Source organism: Pseudomonas sp. MM213 (genome assembly GCF_020423045.1).
GTDB lineage: Bacteria > Pseudomonadota > Gammaproteobacteria > Pseudomonadales > Pseudomonadaceae > Aquipseudomonas > Aquipseudomonas migulae.
Map to the genome: position 1 here is coordinate 6347311 of NZ_CP081943.1, position 20840 is coordinate 6368150.

22 protein-coding genes are annotated in these 20840 nt (G+C 60.5%); 10 read left to right on the forward strand and 12 right to left on the reverse strand.

All coding sequences use genetic code 11. The features are described 5' to 3' along the window. Window position 1 precedes the first annotated feature (1 nt). Window positions 2-589, reverse strand: coding sequence for a UPF0149 family protein (locus tag K5R88_RS28885; RefSeq protein ID WP_008035840.1), 588 nt, complete (start codon window positions 587-589; stop codon window positions 2-4). A 1493-nt stretch (window positions 590-2082) separates the two neighbouring features. Between K5R88_RS28885 and recQ the strand changes: the two genes are divergently transcribed. The 4 genes from recQ to K5R88_RS28905 all read left to right on the forward strand — a co-directional run bounded on the left by recQ (window position 2083) and on the right by K5R88_RS28905 (window position 6924). Beyond that, window positions 2083-4209 (forward strand): DNA helicase RecQ, encoded by a 2127-nt coding sequence (gene recQ, locus K5R88_RS28890; RefSeq protein ID WP_008030420.1) that lies wholly within the window; start codon window positions 2083-2085, stop codon window positions 4207-4209. Between the two features lie 130 nt (window positions 4210-4339). Then, window positions 4340-4774, forward strand: a complete 435-nt coding sequence (locus tag K5R88_RS28895; protein WP_008030423.1) for a MarR family transcriptional regulator — start codon at window positions 4340-4342, stop codon at window positions 4772-4774. A gap of 128 nt (window positions 4775-4902) precedes the next feature. After that, complete coding sequence (locus tag K5R88_RS28900; protein WP_226298806.1) at window positions 4903-6591, forward strand: FimV/HubP family polar landmark protein; 1689 nt, start codon at window positions 4903-4905, stop codon at window positions 6589-6591. Window positions 6592-6636: 45 nt separating this feature from the next. After that, window positions 6637-6924 carry a SelT/SelW/SelH family protein gene (locus K5R88_RS28905; protein ID WP_008030428.1) on the forward strand — a complete coding sequence of 96 codons (288 nt, stop codon included), beginning with the start codon at window positions 6637-6639 and terminating at the stop codon, window positions 6922-6924. Here K5R88_RS28905 and K5R88_RS28910 read toward each other — a convergent pair. Both K5R88_RS28910 and K5R88_RS28915 read right to left on the reverse strand, forming a co-directional pair. Beyond that, the gene (locus tag K5R88_RS28910; protein ID WP_226298807.1) at window positions 6918-7811 is read right to left on the reverse strand and encodes a DMT family transporter; all 894 of its coding nucleotides are present in this window, start codon (window positions 7809-7811) and stop codon (window positions 6918-6920) included. The genes K5R88_RS28905 and K5R88_RS28910 overlap by 7 nt on opposite strands. Before the next feature lie 78 nt (window positions 7812-7889). Beyond that, complete coding sequence (locus K5R88_RS28915; RefSeq protein ID WP_008030432.1) at window positions 7890-8648, reverse strand: helix-turn-helix transcriptional regulator; 759 nt, start codon at window positions 8646-8648, stop codon at window positions 7890-7892. Window positions 8649-8783: 135 nt separating this feature from the next. On the opposite strand from K5R88_RS28915, the gene K5R88_RS28920 reads away from it, so the two are divergent. Further along, entirely contained in the window at window positions 8784-9599 is an 816-nt protein-coding gene (locus tag K5R88_RS28920; protein WP_008043641.1) for a UDP-2,3-diacylglucosamine diphosphatase, read from the forward strand. 107 nt (window positions 9600-9706) lie between these two features. On the opposite strand, the gene K5R88_RS28925 is transcribed toward K5R88_RS28920, so the two are convergent. Both K5R88_RS28925 and K5R88_RS28930 read right to left on the reverse strand, forming a co-directional pair. Beyond that, on the reverse strand, window positions 9707-10297 hold the full coding sequence (locus K5R88_RS28925; protein ID WP_192419563.1) for an HD domain-containing protein: 591 nt from the start codon (window positions 10295-10297) through the stop codon (window positions 9707-9709). Between the two features lie 37 nt (window positions 10298-10334). Next, window positions 10335-10646, reverse strand: a complete 312-nt coding sequence (locus K5R88_RS28930) for a DUF962 domain-containing protein (RefSeq protein ID WP_207285395.1) — start codon at window positions 10644-10646, stop codon at window positions 10335-10337. Window positions 10647-10806: 160 nt separating this feature from the next. On the opposite strand from K5R88_RS28930, the gene K5R88_RS28935 reads away from it, so the two are divergent. Further along, complete coding sequence (locus K5R88_RS28935) at window positions 10807-11868, forward strand: AraC family transcriptional regulator (protein WP_202949139.1); 1062 nt, start codon at window positions 10807-10809, stop codon at window positions 11866-11868. Here the strand turns inward: K5R88_RS28935 and K5R88_RS28940 are convergent. Beyond that, on the reverse strand, window positions 11825-13279 hold the full coding sequence (locus K5R88_RS28940) for a TrkH family potassium uptake protein (protein WP_008030441.1): 1455 nt from the start codon (window positions 13277-13279) through the stop codon (window positions 11825-11827). The genes K5R88_RS28935 and K5R88_RS28940 overlap by 44 nt on opposite strands. A 121-nt stretch (window positions 13280-13400) precedes the next feature. Between K5R88_RS28940 and K5R88_RS28945 the strand changes: the two genes are divergently transcribed. Continuing rightward, window positions 13401-13967 carry an NAD(P)H nitroreductase gene (locus K5R88_RS28945; protein ID WP_226298808.1) on the forward strand — a complete coding sequence of 189 codons (567 nt, stop codon included), beginning with the start codon at window positions 13401-13403 and terminating at the stop codon, window positions 13965-13967. Between the two features lie 105 nt (window positions 13968-14072). Here the strand turns inward: K5R88_RS28945 and K5R88_RS28950 are convergent, their stop codons facing one another. The 6 genes from K5R88_RS28950 to K5R88_RS28975 form a co-directional block, all read right to left on the reverse strand. Then, window positions 14073-15413 carry a sensor histidine kinase gene (locus K5R88_RS28950; RefSeq protein WP_008030447.1) on the reverse strand — a complete coding sequence of 447 codons (1341 nt, stop codon included), beginning with the start codon at window positions 15411-15413 and terminating at the stop codon, window positions 14073-14075. 186 nt (window positions 15414-15599) lie between these two features. Then, complete coding sequence (locus K5R88_RS28955; protein WP_008030449.1) at window positions 15600-16049, reverse strand: hypothetical protein; 450 nt, start codon at window positions 16047-16049, stop codon at window positions 15600-15602. 264 nt (window positions 16050-16313) lie between these two features. After that, on the reverse strand, window positions 16314-16991 hold the full coding sequence (locus K5R88_RS28960; RefSeq protein ID WP_008030451.1) for a response regulator transcription factor: 678 nt from the start codon (window positions 16989-16991) through the stop codon (window positions 16314-16316). 7 nt (window positions 16992-16998) lie between these two features. Continuing rightward, window positions 16999-17412, reverse strand: a complete 414-nt coding sequence (locus K5R88_RS28965; RefSeq protein ID WP_008042694.1) for a hypothetical protein — start codon at window positions 17410-17412, stop codon at window positions 16999-17001. 109 nt (window positions 17413-17521) lie between these two features. Next, complete coding sequence (locus K5R88_RS28970) at window positions 17522-17821, reverse strand: YciI family protein (protein ID WP_007984134.1); 300 nt, start codon at window positions 17819-17821, stop codon at window positions 17522-17524. 1 nt (window position 17822) lies between these two features. Next, window positions 17823-18419, reverse strand: a complete 597-nt coding sequence (locus tag K5R88_RS28975) for a septation protein A (RefSeq protein WP_008042693.1) — start codon at window positions 18417-18419, stop codon at window positions 17823-17825. A gap of 87 nt (window positions 18420-18506) precedes the next feature. On the opposite strand from K5R88_RS28975, the gene K5R88_RS28980 reads away from it, so the two are divergent. From K5R88_RS28980 to K5R88_RS28990, 3 genes are all read left to right on the forward strand, one after another. Continuing rightward, window positions 18507-19370 carry a PHP domain-containing protein gene (locus K5R88_RS28980; protein WP_008030458.1) on the forward strand — a complete coding sequence of 288 codons (864 nt, stop codon included), beginning with the start codon at window positions 18507-18509 and terminating at the stop codon, window positions 19368-19370. Between the two features lie 13 nt (window positions 19371-19383). Continuing rightward, window positions 19384-20013 carry an L-threonylcarbamoyladenylate synthase gene (locus K5R88_RS28985; RefSeq protein ID WP_032832737.1) on the forward strand — a complete coding sequence of 210 codons (630 nt, stop codon included), beginning with the start codon at window positions 19384-19386 and terminating at the stop codon, window positions 20011-20013. Window positions 20014-20076: 63 nt separating this feature from the next. After that, window positions 20077-20835: a segregation and condensation protein A gene (locus tag K5R88_RS28990; protein ID WP_404943248.1), complete on the forward strand. Its 759-nt coding sequence runs from the start codon at window positions 20077-20079 to the stop codon at window positions 20833-20835. Window positions 20836-20840: the final 5 nt, after the last annotated feature.

Genomic DNA, 20840 nt, shown 5'->3' on the forward strand with positions numbered 1-20840 from the left:
CTTAGTGGTGACGTGGCTTGAGGATCGCCGGTTTTTCGTCTGGCGCGTTGCACAGCAGGTACAGCGCGGTCAGGGCTTCCGGGATCTGCACGATCATGTCGTCCATCAGGTTGGCGTCGGCCGCGATGTCGGAGAACTCGGGCTGCTCGTCGAACAGACCCGAACCGACCATGATCGGCAGCAGCATTTCGCTGACTTCGTCTTCGGCGGTTTCGAACCAGGCCGCTTCGCGCAGGAACACGCCTTCCATGAAGCCGATGCACCAGCCACGCAGGTCGGAATCGTCCGGGTCGTCGCCCAGGTCCAGTTCGCACGGCAGCTCGAACTCTTCATCGGACGCCAGTTGACGGGCGATGTGAGCCTTGAGGGCCAGCAGGGTGGATTCGATGGCTTCACGCTCGGTGTCGTCGGCGTAATGCGGCTCTTCGGCGAAGAGGGCGTCGATCCATTCACGGTCGGGAACGCTTTCGGAACAGATCGACAGCGCGGTGAGGTAGCCGTGGGCGGCCACGTAGTCCAGCGCCTCGTCATGCAGTTCATCGGCGTCGAGGAAGACTTGCAGGCGGGTTAGTTGCTCAGCGAAGGACATTAAAGGGCTACCTTGGGAATTAACAGATGCGGGAATTCTAGGCCTTCTTGAGCACTCAGGCCAGCCGCGCGGCATATTTGCCCCCAGCGATTTTCCAGAACAGCGCATTCCTTGCTGGAGCGAGCCTGCTTGCGAATGCTGTGTGTCAGTCGGCGAGGATTTTGATGGTGTACATATCCGTTTCTGTGGTTACGGCTGCTATCGGTTTCGCCCTTACGGCGAGTCACTTGGAAGAGCCCCAAGTAACCAAGGGCTCTTGCCCCTTTCGTTCGGTGCCTCGCTGTGGCTCGGCATACCCTCGCTCCGGTCCTGCTCCGTGGGCCCGCCGCCATCGGCCATCCCTGGCCGGGGGCGGCTAACCCGGCATCCATGCCGGGTTGCCCACTGCGCAGAACCTGCGCTCGGCCTCTCGAGGGGGCGCTCAGATCAAAAGCGGAAGGCGAGCTAACGCTCGGCCTGATGAGTGGTGGAAATCAAAAGCACACACGATTCCCTGTAGGAGCGAGGCTTGCCCGCGAAAAACGACCGGACAACGCGTTCATTCCGACAGTCCGCATTATCGTTGACGTCCATCGCCAGCAAGCCGGCTCCTACAATTTTGAATCGTGTGAACCCAATCCATTGTAGGAGCCGGCTTGCCGGCGAAAAGCGTCGGGGCAACGCGTTCATTCAGACAGCCCGCGTTATCGTTGACCTCCATCGCTGGCAAGCCAGCTCCTACAATTTTGAATCGTGTGAACCCAATCACCGTGTAGGAGCCGGCTTGCTGGCGATAGCGGTGGGTCAGGCAATGAGTGCGTGACTGAACGGACGCCATCGCCAGCAAGCCAGCTCCTACAGGGGGGCGGTGTACATATCCGGAATGAGTGAACGCAGCAGAGAAGGACAACGCGGACATCCAAAGAGCCAGGTCGGCTTTCAGGCCGCCTCGGCGGCTGTGGCGGTAGTCGCCCCCTCGAGAGGCCGAGTGGAGGTTCTGCGCAGTGGGCAACCCGGCATGGAGGCCGGGTTAGCCGCCCCCGGCCATGGATGGCCGATGGCGGCGGGCCCACGGAGCAGGACCGGAGCGAGGGAACCCTGAGCCTTGGCGAAGGGCCGAACGAAAGGGGCAAGAGCGCTTGGTTACTTGGCGCTTTTCCAAGTAACTCGCCGTAAGGGCGAAACCAATAGCAGCCATTACCGCAGAAACGGATATGTACCCAACCCCAACCCCAACCCCAACCCCAACCCCAACCCCAACCCCAACCCCAACCCCAACCCCACCTGATCGCGGTGCAACATGAAATATCCCACGGACGTTACATCGTGATCCTCTTCTAAGCGGCGCCCTTTGCAAGGAAGCCCTCGGGTATACTCCCGCGCTTTGTGATGCCCTGCTGGCGTCGCGGCTGAAATGTGAAGCGTCATGCAATGCGCACTTACGATTTGTCAGTGCAGCCTGCGTGGTTCTGAACCAGCCTTGCAGGGATGTTTCGGTGATTTTTGGAGTTTTTATGCTCGAACAGGCTCAACGCGTCCTCAAGGACATCTTCGGCTACGACAGTTTCCGTGGCCGTCAGGGTGCAATCATTGAGCGCGTGGCCAGTGGCGGCGACGCCCTGGTGCTGATGCCTACCGGTGGCGGTAAATCCCTGTGCTTCCAGGTGCCGGCGCTGCTGCGCGAAGGGCTGGCGGTGGTGGTGTCGCCGCTGATCGCGCTGATGGACGACCAGGTCGCGACCCTCGAAGAATTGGGCGTCGCTGCCGCTGCGTTGAACTCCACGCTGAGCGCCGAGCAGCAGCGCGATCTCGCTGCGCGGATCAAGCGCGGTGAAGTGAAGATGCTCTACCTCGCGCCGGAACGTCTGGTCCAGCCACGCATGCTGGCCTTCCTGCAAAGCCTTGAAATTGCCCTGTTCGCCATCGACGAAGCCCACTGCGTGTCCCAATGGGGCCACGACTTCCGCCGCGAGTATCTGCAACTGGGCCAGTTGGCGGAACTGTTTCCCAATGTTCCACGCATCGCCCTGACCGCGACGGCGGACAAGCGTACTCGCGAAGAAATCGTCGATCGTTTGCACTTGCAGGATGCCGAGCGCTTCCTCTCCAGTTTCGACCGCCCGAACATTTTTTACCGCATCGTGCCCAAGGAGCAGCCGCGCAAACAGTTGTTGGCGTTCCTCGCGGAGCGGCGCAGCGATGCCGGCATTGTCTACTGCCTGTCGCGCAAGAAAGTCGATGAAGTGGCGGTGTTCCTCAGCGAGCAGGGTTTCCCGGCGCTGCCGTACCACGCCGGCCTGCCCAACGAAACACGAGCGCTGCACCAGAAGCGCTTCCTCAACGAGGAAGGCCTGATCATGGTTGCCACCGTGGCGTTCGGCATGGGCATCGACAAACCCAACGTACGTTTTGTTGCTCACCTCGATTTGCCGAAATCCCTTGAGGCTTACTATCAGGAAACCGGTCGCGGCGGCCGTGACGGTCTGCCGGCGGATGCCTGGATGGCTTACGGCCTGCAAGACGTGGTGATGCTCAAGCAGATGTTGCAGAACTCCGAAGGTGACGAGCGCCACAAGCGTCTGGAGCATCACAAGCTTGATGCCATGCTCTCGCTCTGCGAAGAAACCCGCTGCCGTCGTCAAACCTTGCTGGCCTACTTCGACGAAGACATGCCCGAGCCGTGCGGTCACTGCGACAACTGCGTTGACGGCGTGCAGACCTGGGACGCTACCGAACCGGCCCGTCAGGCGCTCTCGGCGATTTATCGCACCGGCCAGCGTTATGGCGTCGGGCATCTGGTGGATGTGTTGCTGGGCAAGGACAACGAAAAGGTCCGCAGCTTCGGCCATCAACACCTGTCGGTATACGGTGTCGGCAAGTCGATGGGCGAGAGTGAGTGGCGCTCCCTGTTTCGCCAATTGGTGGCGCGCGGTCTGGCCGACATCGATCTCGAAGGTTATGGCGGCCTGCGCCTGAGTGACACCTGCCGACCGCTGCTAAAGGGTGAAGTGACCCTGGAACTGCGTCGCGACCTCAAGCCGCAAACCACGGCGAAAAGCAGCAAGAGCCAGGCAAGCCAGCTGGTTCGCGGCGAAGAACGCGAACAGTGGGAAGCCTTGCGCGCCTTGCGCCGCAAGCTCGCCGAGGAGCATGGGGTGCCGCCGTACGTCATCTTCCCCGACTCGACCTTGCTGGAAATGCTCCGCAGCCAGCCGACCTCTCTATCGGAAATGGCCACGGTCAGCGGTGTCGGTGCGCGCAAACTGGAGCGTTACGGCGAGGCCTTCCTCGAAGTCCTCGGCGGTCAGGTCGAGGCACCAAAAGTGGTGGCCGACGTGCGCCACGAATTGATAACGCTCGCGCGGGCCGGCATGACGCCGCTGCAAATCGCCGGTCAGCTGCAATGTTCGGAAAAGAATGTCTACACCATGCTCGCCGAGGCCATTGGCAAGCAGCAGTTGTCGCTGGAACAGGCGCTGGATCTGCCCGAAGACTTGATGGGGGAAGTGCAGGACGCGTTCCTCGACGGCGAGGGTGAGTTGCCGCCGGTGGCGGAGATTGCTGCGCTGTTCGCCGGTCGTGTGCCGGAAGGTGTTTTGTACTGCGTACGTGCCGCACTGCAATCGGAATTCGAGATCTGACGCTCAAATCCTGAAACGGTTGTATTGATGTAACGATTCAGTACAGAGCAAACCTTGCCTCAAGCCAAGGGTCATGCTTAGCTGACTAATAATTAGTTTTTCTCTATTTCAGTCTAACCATGAGTGTTTTATGCCGTTAACCGATCAACACCGCTTTGGCATGCAACTGGCCCAGATGTCGCGCGGCTGGCGTGCCGAACTGGACCGCCGTCTGGCCGGCCTGGGTTTGTCTCAGGCGCGCTGGCTGGTGCTGCTGCACCTCGCGCGTTTTGACGACGCCCCGACCCAACGTGAATTGGCGCAAAGCGTCGGCGTCGAAGGGCCCACCCTGGCACGACTGCTCGACAGCCTGGAAAGCCAGGGCCTGGTTCAGCGCCAGGCAGTGCTCGAAGATCGCCGGGCAAAAAAAATCGTCCTCTGTGCACCGGCCCTTCCCCTGATCGAACAAATTGAAACCATTGCCACTCAACTGCGCCACGAGCTGTTCGACGGCGTCGATGAGGCGGATTTGAAGGTCTGCATGCGAGTCCACGGGCACATACTGGCCAACCTGGAAAAATCTTGAGGCATAAGCAAGCGCCGGCTTTTTGAGATACCCCGTTGGGCAGACTATAAAGAACTACCAGGCAATATCGTGTTCGTAACGGATGTGCGAACACGCACTGGTTGGTTCTGGTTATCTAAGGGATGCTCATGCTTGAGAGTTGGCACGTTGTATTGCGGTGTTGCGCCAGGCTGCTGCTGGCCGGTGGGTTTGTCAGCTACTCGGCATTGGCGCCTGCACTGGGCCTGGGTGAGATCACCCTGCATTCGGCGCTCAATCAACCGTTGCGTGCCGACATCGCCCTGGTGGATGCCGTCGGTCTGGAGGAGGGCGAGCTGTCGGTCAGCCTGGCGACGGCAGACGAGTTCAGCCGTGCCGGTGTCGAACGGCTTTTCTTTCTCAATGACCTGAAGTTCACACCGATCCTGCGGGGCAATCGCAGCCTGATCCGGGTGAGCTCCAACAAAGCGGTCAACGAACCCTTCCTGAATTTTCTCGTGCAACTGAACCAGCCGAACGGCCGTGTGCTGCGCGAGTACACCGTGCTGATCGATCCTCCGGGAACGCCGGGCATTACTCCGGTCACTGACGAACCCGCCGCCAGTTCACCGAACTCTCCATTTCCGAGCGTTACACCCGCCGTTGCGCCTCCACCCGTAGCGAAGAAAACCGCCCAGGCGAAGGTTGAGCCGCCGGCCGCTGTACCGGTGATTGATCCTGTCGCAGAACAGCTGACTGCCAGCGTGCTGCAAAATCAGCAACTGCAAAAAACCGTCGATGAGTTGAATGCGAAGCTGCAGGCTCAAGACGAACAGATCGCCGGCCAAAAAAAACAGATCACCGAATTGCAAACCCGCCTGGCGGAGGTCCAGCAAGCACCGCCGGTCACGCCGCAAGCCGTGGTGCCTGCCCCGGTCGTGGGACAAGAGCCGGAGGCGTTCAACTGGCCGCTGATTATCGGGTTGCTGGCGCTGCTGGGGCTGGTGCTGGGGCTGATTGTTCGTCGGCAACGACAGCAGATTCAGGCATTGCCCGAAGATCTCCCGGTTTTACCGTCACGGCATGAACCGGTGCTTGATCGAACCGTAGCGCCGGTTGTGAAGGCCGCCCCTGTGCATCACGAAGAAACGCCGTCCGGCGATGTGCTGGAGGGTGTGGGCATCTATCTGACGTATGGGCGTTTTTCCGAAGCGGCGGCATTGTTGCGAGATGCCCTGGTCAAGGAACCACAGCGCACGGATCTGGCGGTGCAACTGCTGGAAGTCCTCGGTAAACAAGGGGATGTGCCAGCCTATGATGCGCAGGAGAGCAGCTTGCGAGACGCCGGGTTCGATTCCCGGCAACTTCAGGAAATCCGTGCCCGCTACCCGAAGCTGAACAGCGCGGTGCCCGAGGCTGCGACCAGCGTTATCACGACTCCGGTAAAAACCGAAGCAGCGCCGAGCGATGAGTTCCAGTTGAACCTGGAGGACCTGTCGATGGATTCGAGTTGGGACCTGGTCAGTCCATTCGAAAACCCTAAACCCTCGGACGAACCGCCCAAACCCGAAGAACCGACCCTGGGCGAGCCCGAGCTGGAATGGATCGCCGAACCGGACTCACAGTCTCTGGACGACGATTTTCTCAATGAATTCGCCGATGCAGGTCAGTCGCTTGAGCTTGTACCGCTGAAACAGGAACCGGTGGAACCGACCAACGCAGGCAAACTGGAACAGGCTCAGACCTGCATCGATGACGGCGATCTGGACAGCGCCATCGAGCTGCTGAACGAGTTGCTCAAGGACGGTGATGAGCCACTCAAACAGACTGCGCGGACCTTGTTGGCCGGCATCCGCTGACGCTCTATCATGGCGGTGCCCCTTGGCTCAGGAGTTTCGCCCGTCATGACCGCGCATAAACCGGAAATCGTCATCACTTACTGCACGCAATGCCAATGGCTGTTGCGTGCGGCGTGGTTGGCGCAAGAACTGCTCAGTACCTTTGGCGACGATTTGGGCAAGGTGTCGCTGGTGCCTGGCACCGGTGGCGTGTTTCACATTTTCTGTAACGATGTGCAGATCTGGGAGCGCAAGGCTGACGGCGGTTTTCCGGAGGCCAAGGTACTCAAGCAGCGGGTCCGCGATCAGATTGATCCGGACCGCGACCTGGGCCACAACGACCGCACTCAGTGAGACGCGGCTTCGGCAGCGACCACTTTCTTGCTTGAACCGCCGGAGAGCCTGCTGGACACGACAATCGCGACGATGATCAACGCGCCGCCGATCAGCATGCGCAGCGTCGGATTTTCATTGAACAACAACCACGCCATGGTGATGCCGTACACCGGCTCCAGCGCAAATACCACGGCGGCGGTTCGTGCCTTGATCACCGCGAGGCTGGCGACGAACAGACTGTGGGCGACGCCGGTACAGAATACTCCCAGCAGGCCGATCCACAGCCAGTCAATGGTGCGCACTTCGCTCAGTTGCGGTGCCGCTACCGGCAGCAAACACAACGCGACCACTACGTTCTGACACAGCGCAGCCTGTACCGGCGGAATTCGGCCGGAACTGGCGCGGTTGGTCAGCGACAGCAACGCGAACAGCAGGCCAGAACCTACCGCCCATAACAGGCCGGTGGTGGCGCCGCTGGCCAGATCGAAGTCTGGCGTGACCAGCACCAGCCCAACACTCACCAGTACCACCAGCAGGATCTCGTTGGCGCGAATTCGCTCGCGGAAGATCAACCCTTCCAGGATCACGGTGAACGCCGGGAAACTGGCGAAACCGAGGGTCGCGATCGCCACGCCCGCCACCTTTACCGCAATGAAGAAACTCACCCAGTGTCCGGCCAGCAACAAACCGCTGAGCAGCAATCGGCGCCAGTCCACGGCGTCGAGTTTTTGCCAGCGGGTGTGGCTGGCGAACCGTGCGAAAAGGGCCAGGGCGAGCACGGCAAAGGCCGCACGACCGAAGACGATAACGGCGGGGGAGGCGGCGGCGAGTTTGCCGAACACGCCGGTCAGGCCAAACATCAATGCGCCGATATGCAGTGCGCCCAGGGCGGTACGGGGAGTCATTGCGATCCTTGATAAACATAACCAACAGAGGTGCAGTCTAGAGGGCTGTCGGTATGCCTGTCTGTCGTCAGGCTCGCATCATTTGTCGCCAGCCTCGCGCCGCAATTTGCCGGGTGAGACACCAAACTCCCGCAGCACCGCCGCTGAAAATGCACTTTGAGAGCTGTAGCCGACCCGACTCGCAATCTCGCCAACGGGCAATGCTGAATCGCGCAACATACTCACGGCCATGTGCAAACGACGGCTGCGGATGTAGTCCATCGGCGTCTGCCCGCATTCAGCGACAAATCGCGCATGCAGCCGAGCGCTGGACAGCCCGGCAATGCGCGCCAGATCGGCCACTTGCAACGGATAGGCCGCGTATTGATCGATGTGCGCATTCAATGCGGCGTACGGCAGGCGCCGACCGCCCACCCCTTCGCTTTTGGCGTTGTTGAGGCTGGCCAGCAACAGTACCGCGCCTTGTTGCGCGATCAGCGGGTCGCTGACCTGACTGCCCGCCAGCCAACTGACCAATTGGCTTTGCCCGGCATCCAGCGGCAGGCGCCCTGCGTTGTCGAGCAAGCGGCGGCTGGCATCGGCGTGCTCGCCAAGGGACTGAACCACCCATTGATCGCTCGGCACATCCAGCACCAGGCAGCGGCTGCCATTGGCGCTGCCGCACGCATGATGGAAGCCGGACGGGACGACCACGAAACTCTGCTGAACCACCTGGCTGCCATGCCCGTCGACTTCGAAATCCAGCGCACCCGACAACCCGAACACCAGTTGCGCGTGGTCGTGGCTGTGGACGATCAGGTCGTGAGTGTATTGGCGCAGCGTGAGGATCGGTCTCATCGCAGGTCTCCCGATTAAGGCTGCCAGTCTACACCGAGGGCGTTCATGTGCGTTGTCACAGGACTGACTTGTCCCTGTCATGGGCAATTAACCCGACCGGCGCAAGCTTGCGCAAACAATCGCAGAGGGTTGCCCATGACCAGCGCCGAGCTCGCCAAACCCAGTCGTAAGCAACGTGTGCGGACCTTGTGGATTTCCGATGTGCATCTGGGCACCCGGGATTGCCAGGCCGAGCACTTGTCGCAGTTTCTCAAGGGCTACCACGCGGACAAGATCTACCTGGTCGGCGACATCATCGATGGCTGGAAGCTGCGCGGCGGCATGTACTGGCCCCAGGCGCACACCAACGTGATCCGTCGTCTGTTGACCATGAGCAAGCGCGGCACCGAGGTGATTTATGTCACTGGCAACCACGACGAATTCCTGCGCCGTTACTCGAAGCTGATTCTGGGCAACATCCAGTTGGTGGATGAGGCCGTGCACGTGACCGCCGACGGCCGTCATTTGCTGGTGATCCACGGCGACCAGTTTGACGTGATTACCCGCTATCACCGCTGGCTGGCGTTCCTCGGCGACTCGGCCTACGAATTCACCCTGACCCTCAACCGCTGGCTCAACCATTGGCGTGCCCGGTATGGCTACGGTTACTGGTCACTGTCGGCGTACCTCAAGCACAAAGTGAAAACCGCGGTCAGCTTCATCAGCGACTTCGAAGAAGCCATCGCCCACGAATGCGTCAAACGCGAGTTGCACGGCGTGGTGTGCGGGCACATTCACCATGCCGAGATTCGCAAGGTGGGCGAGGTGGATTACCTCAATTGCGGGGATTGGGTGGAGTCGTGTACGGCGCTGATCGAACATTGGGATGGTTCGATCGAGTTGTACCGGTTGGCGGATGCCCAGGCGCGGGAGGCGGAGTTGAAGGCCATCAAAATCGCGGAGCCCGCGTAGGCCGGTCAGACGCCTTCGCGGGCAAGCCTCGCTCCTACAGGGCCAGCGCCGCATTTGTAGGAGCGAGGCTTGCCCGCGAAGAGGCCAGGCCTGACACCGCAGATCTGTCAGGCCGGCGCGTGTTCTTCCATCGCCGCCCTGTAAATCGAGTTCTTCGGATGAGCAAACAACCGCTCCATCATCGGCTCGAAGAAGCTCAGCGGTAACGTTTCATACTCGGGATCAAACGCCGCCGCATCATACTTCGCGCAAAACTCGATGGTCGCCTGATACTGCGGATGCCCGCTGAATTGCTCGCGTAAATGCCGGTCCATCCCCAAGTGATGGAAAAAGTAGTAACCCTGGAAAATCCCGTGTTTCTCCACCATCCACACATTCTCGGCGCTGACAAATGGCTTGAGGATCGCCGCCGCGATGTCCGGGTGGTTGTAGGAGCCCAACGTGTCACCGATGTCGTGAAGCAGGGCGCACACCACGTACTCTTCGTCGCGGCCATCGCGCCAGGCGCGGCTGGCGGTTTGCAGGGAGTGGGTCAGGCGATCCACCGGGAACCCGCCAAAATCACCCTCCAGCAGTTTCAGGTGCGCCATGATCCGTTGTGGTAATTGCCTCGCGTAGGCACTGAAGTCGGCGGCGATGATCGCCCAGTCTTCCTGCGTGCCGTCCTGCATGTGGGTGAAGCGGGCATTGGCATTCATCGGCTAGTCTCTCTTTGCTTTTCTATAGCGGCTGCGCCTAGAACGGTACGCGGCCCAGAATCATGTCGCGAAACATCACAAAATCGCCGAGCAGGCTGTAAAACGGATGTTGAAAGGTTGCAGGACGATTCTTTTCAAAGAAGAAATGCCCGACCCAGGCGAAGCTGTATCCCGCCAGTGGAACGGCCAGCAGCATCGACCAGGCACCTTTGCCGATGGTCAGCGCCAGAATGCAAATAACCAGCGTCGTGCCAATGAAGTGCAATCGTCGGCAGGTACTGTTGCTGTGTTCGCTGAGGTAATACGGGTAAAACTCAGCGAAGCTGTTGAAACGTCTGATGTTTTCCACGACTGCGATCTCTGTGGTTATTGTTCTGACTGCAAGTTGTTCTGCGGGTAGCTTATTTGAGTCTAGAGTGATCATTGGCATCAGCCAGTGACAATGGGCGCCACTTTAGTATCCTTCGGAAATTGGCCGTAGCATGCGGCTCATCATGTAAGTAGACGCCATGAGCGAACGAACGACTTCTGCAAGCTGGGCGATGGGGATTGTCAAAGCACTGGAGATGGACGGCCTGGATTGCCGGGTTCTGTTCAAGCAGCTGGGGCTCGACTATGCGTCACTGGACGATCCGGATGCGCGCTTCCCGCAAGATTCCATGACACGCCTGTGGCAGCGCGCGGTCGAGCTGTCCGGTAACCCGGCGATTGGCCTGAACATGGGCAAGGTCGTGCGACCGGCGTCATTCCACGTGGCTGGGTACGCCTTGATGTCCAGTCAGACCCTGGCCGAAGGCTTCCAGCGTTTGGTGCGTTATCAGCGGATCATCGCCGAAAGTGCCGACCTGAGTTTCCGTCTGCTGGATGAAGGGTATGCCCTGATTCTGACGGTCCACGGCGACCATCTGCCGCCGACCCGACAAAGTGCCGAAGCCTCGCTGGCCTGCGCGCTGGCGCTGTGCGGCTGGCTGACCGGGCGCACCCTGCAACCGCGCAAGGTGTTGGTGCAGGGCGAACAGCCCGTCGATCTCGAACCGTATAAACAAGCCTTCCATGCGCCGCTGGTGTTCAACGCGCCTTATGACGCGCTGATTTTCGAGCGCGCCGACATGGAAGCTCCGCTGCCAACCGCCAATGAGGCCATGGCGCTGCTGCATGACCGCTTTGCCGGGGAATACCTGGCGCGCTTTTCCGAAAGCCGCGTGACCCACAAGGCCCGTCAGGTGTTGTGCCGTTTACTGCCCCAGGGCGAACCCAAGCGCGATACCGTGGCGCAGACGCTGCACTTGTCGCAACGGACGTTGCAGCGACGCTTGCAGGAAGAGGGCACGAGTTTTCAGACGCTGCTCGATGACACCCGGCGCGAACTGGCCGAGCAGTATCTGGCGCAACCGAGCATGACCCTGCTGGAAATTGCCTACCTGTTGGGGTTCGCCGATCCGAGCAATTTCTTCCGCGCCTTCCGACGCTGGTTCGATGCCACCCCCGGCGAGTACCGGGTGCGGCTGATGGATGCGCCGAACCAGGTCAGTGACGCCAGAACGCCGGAATACACAGAACAAACACCGTAATGATCTCCAGTCGGCCGAGCAGCATGCCGAACGACAGAATCCACTTGGCGGCATCCGGAAGGGTGGCGAAGTTGCCCGCCGGGCCAATGGTTTCGCCCAGCCCCGGGCCGACCCCGGAAACGGTACTGGCGGCGCCGGTCAGCGCGGTCATCCAGTCGACGCCGAGCAGCGACAACAGCAGGGCGATCACACAGATGGTAATGGTGAAGAAGAACGAAAAGGTCAGGATCGAACGCACGATCTCTTCGTCGAGGCGATGGCCGTTGTACTTCTGCTTGATCACCGCGCGCGGGTGAATCAACTGGTTAAGGTTGGCCTTGAGCAGAATGTAGGCGACCTGGAAACGGAAAATCTTGATCCCGCCTGCAGTCGATCCCGAGCAACCGCCGACAAAGCCCAGATAAAAGAACAGCATCAGCGAGAAATTGCCCCACAGGCTGTAGTCCCCGAGTGCGAAACCGGTGGTGGTCACTACCGACGTCACGTTCAGCGCCACATGCCGTAGCGCGTCCAGCCAATGCAACTGAGTGGTCCACCAGTACCAGGTGGTGAGCACCAGCCACGTCACCAACAACATGCCGAGCAAACCTTGAACCTGTTCATCCTTGATCAGCGCCTTGCGGTTGCCACGCAACGTTGCCACATACAGGGTGAACGGCAAGCTGCCGAGAATCATGATGACAATCGCCACCCAGTGCACCGCCGGTTGCGTCCATTTGGCCAGTGACTGGTCGGAGGTGGAGAAACCGCCGGTGGAAATGGCCGACATCGCGTGGTTGATCGCATCGAACGGGCTCATCCCGGCCCACCAGAACGCCAGGCTGCCGAAAATGGTGATGCCGACGTAGGCTGCTACGATCAAACGCGCCACCATGTGCGAACGGGGCATGACTTTTTCGGAACGGTCCGACGACTCGGTCTGAAACAGCCGCATGCCACCGATACGCAGCAACGGCAGAATCGCGACGGCCATGCCGATAAAGCCGATGCCACCGATCCAGTGCAGCAACGAGCGCCACATCAGGATGCCGGGGGACATGTCATCCAGGTGATTGAGCACCGTTGAACCGGTGGCCGTAATCCCGGACATGCTTTCGAAGAATGAGTCGGTGTAGCTGATGTGCTGGGTCAACAGGAATGGCAGCGCCGCGAAGATGCACACCACCAGCCAACTGCTGACGGTCAGCAGGTACATGTCCCGCGGGCGCAAGTGCACGTGCTCGGGGCGGCCGGGGATCACCAGCGCCAGGCCGGCGACAAAGGTGATCATGCTGGCCCAGAGGAACGACGGCAGATCGCCGGTGCGATCGAAAATCAACAGGGTGGCCATGGGCACGACCATGGCGATCGCCAGCGTGATCAGGAAGAGGCCGATGATGAAACCAATGAGACGTAAGGTCGGCAACGCCATGAAGTCCGCTCGGGCTGAAAGTAGGAAGGGCGCCATTCTACCCGTGGGGCAGGGCATGTAAACCGGCATCCCGTGGCACTTGCAGCTAGAATAGCCGGACATTTTTTTCAGGAGGTGGCCGATGCAGGCTCTCGACGCTTTGCTCAACCGTGTTTCCGTTCCACGACTGATCGACCCGGCCCCTACCGCCGAGCAGCGCGAAGTGCTGTTTAACGCCGCGATGCGTGCGCCGGACCACGGCCATTTGCAGCCTTGGCGCTTCCTGACAGTCGAAGGTGCAGCGCGCGAGCAGATGGGCGAGTTGCTGGCCGAAGCCGCGAAACTGCAGGACAGCGAAGCGTCCGAAGCGGTGCTGGACAAGGCCCGCAATGGTCCGCTGCGCGCACCGTTGGTGGTCGTGGTGATCGCGCGGTTGCAGGATCACGTCAAGTATCCGAAGTCCGAGCAGTTGCTCGCGGCCGGCTGTGCGGCGCACGGGGTTCTGCTGGCAGCCTATGCGCAAGGTATTGGCGCGGTCTGGCGCACCGGTGAGCTGGCGTATTCGGCGCATGTGGCCAAAGGGTTGGGGTTGGCTGAAGGGGAAGAGGTGATTGCTTTCCTGTACCTGGGCACGCCGCTGAAAGAACCGCGCGTTGCAGAGAAAGTCGATCTGGCTGAATTCGTCAGCGTCTGGCCTTCAAAACCCTAAGATCAAATGCTTCGCGGGCAAGCCTCGCTCCTACAGGGTTAGGTGTCGTGCCACAGCATTGTGACTGACATAAACCTGTAGGAGCGAGGCTTGCCCGCGAAGCTTTTAGGGTTGGACGACAGCCCCGGGTACTAAAGGTAATTCCAGACTGGCAATGAACCCGCCATCCGGATGATTGGCCAACACCAGACTCCCGCCATGCCGCTCCGCCGCCCGGCGTGCAATGGCCAATCCCAAACCATGCCCCGCTGCCGTCTGCCCCGGCGCCCGATAAAACGGCTCACCCAACTGGCTCAAATGCTCGGCGTCGACCCCCGGCCCATGGTCACGCACGCTCACCACAATCCGCTCACCCTGACGCACTGCCTGCATTTCAATCGATTGCCCCACCGGGTTGAAGCGCTGGGCGTTGCGCAGCAGGTTGTCCACGGCGCGCTCGATCATTGTCGGCCAGCCTTTGAGATTCAGTTGCGGTTCTGCGTCGAGACGAACGTTCTGCTCCGGCGAACCCAGTTGCGCATCCTTTTGCAGCGAGTTGAGCAGCGCATTCAGATCAACGTCTTCTGCGCTGGCGTTGTCGGCATCGACCCGTGCCAGTACCAGGATCTCGCTGATCAGCGCTTCGAGGCGGTCGCACTCGCGGGTCAGGCGCGGCCAGAGTTTTTCCCGTTCTTCGGGGTTGGCCCGTTCGGCCAGTGCCAGCGCTATGCGCAACCGGGCAAGCGGTGAGCGCAACTCGTGGGACACATCGCGCAGCAATTGGCGCTGACTGCCGATCAGGCTTTGCAGCCGTGAGCCCATGCGGTTGAAATCGTTGGCGAGCACGCCGAACTCATCGCGACGGTTGGCCAGTTTCACCAGGCTGTTCTGTTGATAGGTGGTTTGCCCCAGATCATGCACCGCGCCGCGCAAGCGGCTTAGCGGTCGGGTGATGGACAGGGTCACGAACAGGCTGAACAGGGTCAGCACCACGAGCGCGATGCCCAGCGCACTCAGTGGCCAGAGCAGGCTTTCGCGGTGCCATGAGTCCAGCTCCGGGTGCGGAATACGATAAATCAGCAGGTAGGTGTCGCCGGTTTTTTCACTGGTGTACTCGGCGGTCAGACGCCGCCACGGCAGGCGTCGGTCATCGTTGTTCTGCCGTGCTTCGAAGGCAGCCGCGCGGCGCGGAAAGGTGCCGCGAACGAGCGGGTCACCGCTTTCGTTGAGCACCTGAACGTCGATGTGATACTGGCGTTTGCGCTGTTCGAGAATGTCCTGGGCGGCTTCTTCGCCCTGGGCTTCGTAGGTTTGCGTCCATTCTTCGGGCAGGGTATTGAGGCCCGGGTGGCGACTGAGAATCCACGCGTCCTGGTTGAGCATGTGCCCGAGCAGAATGGACAGCCCTGCCACCAGAGCGATGGCCAGCCAGAAGCTGGCCAGGATACGCCAGAACAATGAGCGCACAGAAAATCCTCAAGCTGACTGAATTCCATGTGGGAGCGAGACCGGCTTGCCGGCGATGGCGGCGTCACATTCAACAGTTGTGTTGACTGACACATCGCTATCGCCGGCAAGCCGGTCTCGCTCCCACATTGAACAGGGTGGCATCAGACCCAACGGTGTACAGCCGTTGGGTCCGGGGTCAGCGCATTATTGCGCTTTTTGCGGTTGTTGCGCTTTCCAGGCCTTGAACTCGGCCCATTCGGCGCGGCGCTCAGCCTGTTTTTTCTGGATCTCGTCGAATTGCTTCTGTTGATCCGGTTTCAGCAGGGCGCGCACATCGGCCTCGGCTTTCTTGTGGTTGGCGGCCATTTCATCTTTCATGGCTTTCTGGTCCGCCGGCGAGAGTTTTTCCAGGTACTTGTCGACCACTTGCTTACGCTCGTGCATCTGCTCGCCCATGATCTTGCGGATCTGCTCGCGCTGTTCGCGGCTCAGGTCCAGTTGGCTGTACGGGCCTTTGCCGTGCATGCCGTGCATCTGACCGCCGTGGCGCGAGCCGTCCATCGAACCCCCCATCGGGCCGGCGCCTTCAGGCATGGCCATGGCAACGGTTGGCAGGGCGGCAGCGAACATCAGAGCGATAAGAGTCTTGCGCATGGTGAATCTCCTTGTCTCGTTCCCGGTACGTTCCGGATGAGTACAGATTACGCAGATCAAGGTCAGCGGCGGTCAGGGGAGCGTAAAGCTTGGGTAAAGACGGTTTGGCATCCACCTGACAAACCCCGGCGCCGTATTGACCTGACACCACACCGACCCTGTAGGAGCCGGCTTGCTGGCGATGGCGGAGTGTCAGTCAGCAGAGTCTCCGCCTGATCCACCGCTATCGCCAGCAAGCCGGCTCCTACAGGGGAGTGCGAGGTTTCAGAGGCTGTAGTAATAGCCACGGCTGCGCAGGGCGACGATGCGCGGGCGGCCGTCGGGGTGGGGACCGATCTTTTTGCGCAGGTTGCTGACGTGCATGTCCAGGCTGCGGTCGTACAGGGTGAGCTTGCGACCGAGGGCGATCTGCGCCAGTTCCTGTTTGTCCAGCGGCTCGCCCGGCTGCTTGAGCAAGGCTTCGAGCAAGCGGCTTTCGGAGACAGTGAGGGTGAATTCCTGTTCATCGATGCTGACCACGCCGCGCACCGGGCTGAAACACAGATCGCCCAGTTCAAGCTGGCTGGACACCGCCGCCGGATGGCTGCGGCGCAAGACGGCGCGCAGGCGGGCGGTCAGTTCCCGTGGATCGCACGGTTTGGCCAGGTAATCGTCGGCGCCGAGTTCCAGGCCCAGGATGCGGTCCAGAGGTTCGCCGCGGGCCGAGAGCATCAGCACCGGCAATTCCGGATGGTCGCTGCGCAATTGCTTGAGCAGTTCCAGGCCGCTGCCGTCCGGCAGCATCACATCCAGCACCACTGCCGCCGGGGACGTTTCAGCCAGCGCGCGACGAGCACTCTGGCCGTCGTGGCAAGCCCGGACATGAAAGCCTTCCTGGCTCAGCCAACTGACCAGAAGCTCACACAGCTCCTGATCGTCATCAATTAATAACAGCTCGCTCATGACTCACTCAATTTAGCCATTGTCGACGTTTTCGACTTGCACCACTGGCGAAGATACCGCAGAGCAGGGCCAATAGCGCAACTCCTGCACCGATCACGAACCATTGCTGCTGGTCTGTCAAAAAGCGCGGCAGCGGACTGCTGGCCTGGGCTTCCTTGAGTTGCAGCTTCAGACGCTGATTCTCCTGGCGCAACCGGCTCAGCTGAGGGCTTTCGCGTTCGGCATCTGCACTTTGCAGTTGTTTGCTCAATTCTTCTCGTTGCTGTTCGCTCACCTTCAAGCGTTGCTGCAACTCGCTGATCTGGCTCCCGGCGCTCAAGGACAGAGGCGTCGAACTACCACCGGCGGCACTTTCTTCACCGTGGGCGGGCGCCACGATCGACAACGTGACCAACATCAGACACAACGGACCTTTGCGCATCGGAGCTCCTGAATCCAATCGATTATTGGGCAGGTTGTCGGCAGGCAAACGAGAATAATGAGCGATTGAGAGCGCGATGAACCGACAAGGTTCATCGCGAGGGAGAGATTTACGGCAGGACTTGCTTGAACGGCTTGACCAAAACGTTGGCGTAGACGCCTGCAGCGATGTACGGGTCGGCGTCGGCCCAGGCCTGGGCGGCGCTCAGGGAATCGAATTCGGCGACGATCAGGCTGCCGGTGAAACCCGCAGCGCCCGGGTCATTGCTGTCGACCGCCGGGTGCGGGCCGGCCAATACGATACGACCTTCACCTTTGAGCACTTGCAGGCGCTCAAGGTGTGCAGGCCGTGCGGCCAGGCGGGCTTCCAGGGAATTGGCGACGTCTGTGGCAATGATTGCGTAAAGCATGTCAGTCCTCGGTTTTTGGCGTGGTGGTATCGGCGTCGTGCAGGTGGCGGGACAGGTAAATACCCTGAGCGACCAGGAACAACAGCGTCATGCCCAGGCTGCCGAAGACTTTGAAGTCGACCCAGTATTCCTGAAACGTGAACGCGACAAACAGGTTGGCGGCACCGCAGAACAGGAAAAATGCGATCCAGGCGATGTTCAGGCGAGTCCAGACCTGGTCCGGCAGGGTCAGTGCGTGGCCCATGATGCGCTTGATCAGCAGCTGGTCACCGATGAAGTGGCTGCCGATGAACGCCAGGGCAAACAGCCAGTTGACCACCGGGGCTTTCCATTTCAGGAAGGTCTCGCTGTGGAACGCCAGTGTCAGGCTACCGAAGACCAGGCACGCGATGAGCGTCAGCCATTGGCTTTTTTCCAGCTTGCGCTGCTTGATGAAGAGCGTGCCATACACCACCAGGGAACTGATGATCAGCATTGCCGTGGCGCTGTAAATACCGCCTACAGTCACTGGATGACCGGCGATGTCGACGACCCGTGGATCGATTTTGAATACGATGAAAAACAGCAGGAGCGGGATGAAATCGATGAATTGTTTCACAGTGGCAGCCAGAAGCAGGATGTGGCGGCATAATAACAAACATATGGGCGCGCGATAGCGCCGGCTGATTTGAGGTTACACATCCCTGTGAATGTTGATTTGCACTGCCATAGCACGGCCTCCGATGGCGCCCTGGCGCCTGCGGTTCTGGTTGCGCGTGCGTTCGAGAAAGGCGTGCGAGTCCTGGCCTTGACCGATCACGACACCCTTGAGGGCCTCGACGAGGCCCGTAGCGCCGCAACGGCGCTGGGGATGCAACTGGTCAACGGCGTCGAGTTGTCCTGCACCTGGGGCGGCGCAACCATTCATGTGCTGGGCTACGGATTTGATGTCAATGCCGCGCCGTTGGTCGATGCCATCGCCAAGTTGCACGATGGCCGTTGGCTACGTTCCGAAGAAATAAGCCGCAAACTGGCGTTGAAGGGCATGCCGGGTGCGCTGGAGGGCGCCCGGGCGATTCAACAGGAACTGGGCGACAGCGGCAACGCGCCGGCCCGCCCGCACTTCGCTGACTGGATGGTGCGTGAAGGTTTCGTCAAGGATCGCGCCGAAGCGTTCCGCAAATGGCTGGGCGCCGGCAAGCTGGGGGACGTCAAGCAACACTGGCCGACCCTGGAAGAAACCGTCGAAACCCTGCGCGCCGCAAAAGCCTGGGTGAGCCTGGCGCATCCCTGGCACTACGATTTCACTCGCAGCAAGCGTCGCCGCCTGATTTCTGACTATATTCAAGCTGGGGGCCACGCTATCGAAGTGGTCAATGGCCATCAGCCCGCCGAGCAAGTGGGCAGCCTGGCGATTCTCGCCCGTGAGTTCGGTCTGCTGGTCAGCGCTGGCAGTGATTTTCATGGCCCTGGAGGCTGGTCCGAGATCGGTGAATACCGCCCGCTCCCGGAGGATCTGCCACCACTGTGGTGTCGATTCAAACATGACCCAATTATTGCCGCCGTCTGAACAGGTAGAGAATGTGAGTCAATTTTTCCAGATACATCCGGAAAACCCGCAAGCGCGCCTGATCAAACAGGCTGTCGAGATCATCCGCAACGGCGGGGTGGTGATTTATCCCACAGACTCTTCCTACGCCATTGGTTGCCAGATCGGCGACAAGAATGCCGTGGAGCGCGTGCGCCGGTTGCGTCAACTGGACGAGAAGCACAACTTCGCGCTGATTTGCTGCGACCTGTCGCAACTCGGGCTGTTCGCCAAGATCGACACCGGCACCTTCCGCGTGCTCAAGGCGCACCTGCCGGGGCCTTACACCTTCATTCTCAACGCCACCCGTGAAGTCCCGCGGCTGTTGTTGCACCCGAAAAAGCGCACCATCGGCCTGCGTGTGCCAAGCCATCCGATTGCCCTGGCGCTGCTGGAAGAACTCGGCGAACCGCTGATGAGCGTGACGCTGATCATGCCGGGCGACACCGACCCGCTGAGCGATCCTTACGAAATGCGCCAATTGCTCGAGCATCAAGTGGACCTGATCATCGACGGCGGTTTCGGCGGCATCAAGGCATCCACGGTGATCAACCTCGCCGATGGCGAGCCGGAAGTGATCCGCGTCGGTTGCGGCGACCCGACGCCGTTCATGGCCGAGGCGTAAATGTCTGCAGTAGAACCCGTTATCGACAGTCAGGCCGGCGCCCAGCAAGAACTGCCGTTCGCCATGGTCTATGGCCAGGCGGTGCTGGAAATGCCGCTGGACCTGTACATTCCGCCGGATGCGCTCGAGGTTTTTCTCGAAGCCTTCGAAGGCCCCCTCGACCTGCTGCTGTACCTGATCCGCAAACAGAACATCAACATCCTCGACATCCCGGTGGCGGAAATCACCCGCCAGTACATGGGCTATGTCGAATTGATGCAGTCGGTGCGCCTGGAACTGGCCGCCGAGTACCTGGTGATGGCCGCGATGCTGGCCGAAATCAAATCGCGGATGCTGTTGCCGCGCGCCGAAACCATCGAAGACGAAGAAGACGACCCGCGCGCCGAACTGATCCGTCGCTTGCAGGAATACGAGCGCTTCAAGGCAGCCGCCGAAGGCATCGACGGCCTGAGCCGCGTCGGTCGTGACGTGGTGGTGCCCAAGCTGGATGCCCCGGAAGCACGGGCGCGCAAGTTGTTGCCGGATGTGAGTCTGTCCGAGTTGTTGATGTCCATGGCCGAGGTGCTGCGTCGTGGCGACATGTTCGAAAGCCACCAGGTCAGCCGCGAGGCGCTGTCCACGCGCGAGCGCATGAGCGACGTGCTGGAGCGGCTCAAGGGGGGCGGTTTCGTGCCCTTTGTCGAGCTGTTCACCGCTGAAGAAGGACGCCTGGGGGTGGTGGTGACCTTTATGGCGATCCTCGAACTGGTCAAGGAATCCTTGGTCGAGCTGGTGCAGAATGAGCCGTTCGCGGCGATCCACGTGCGAGCCCGAGCCGAATAACGAGT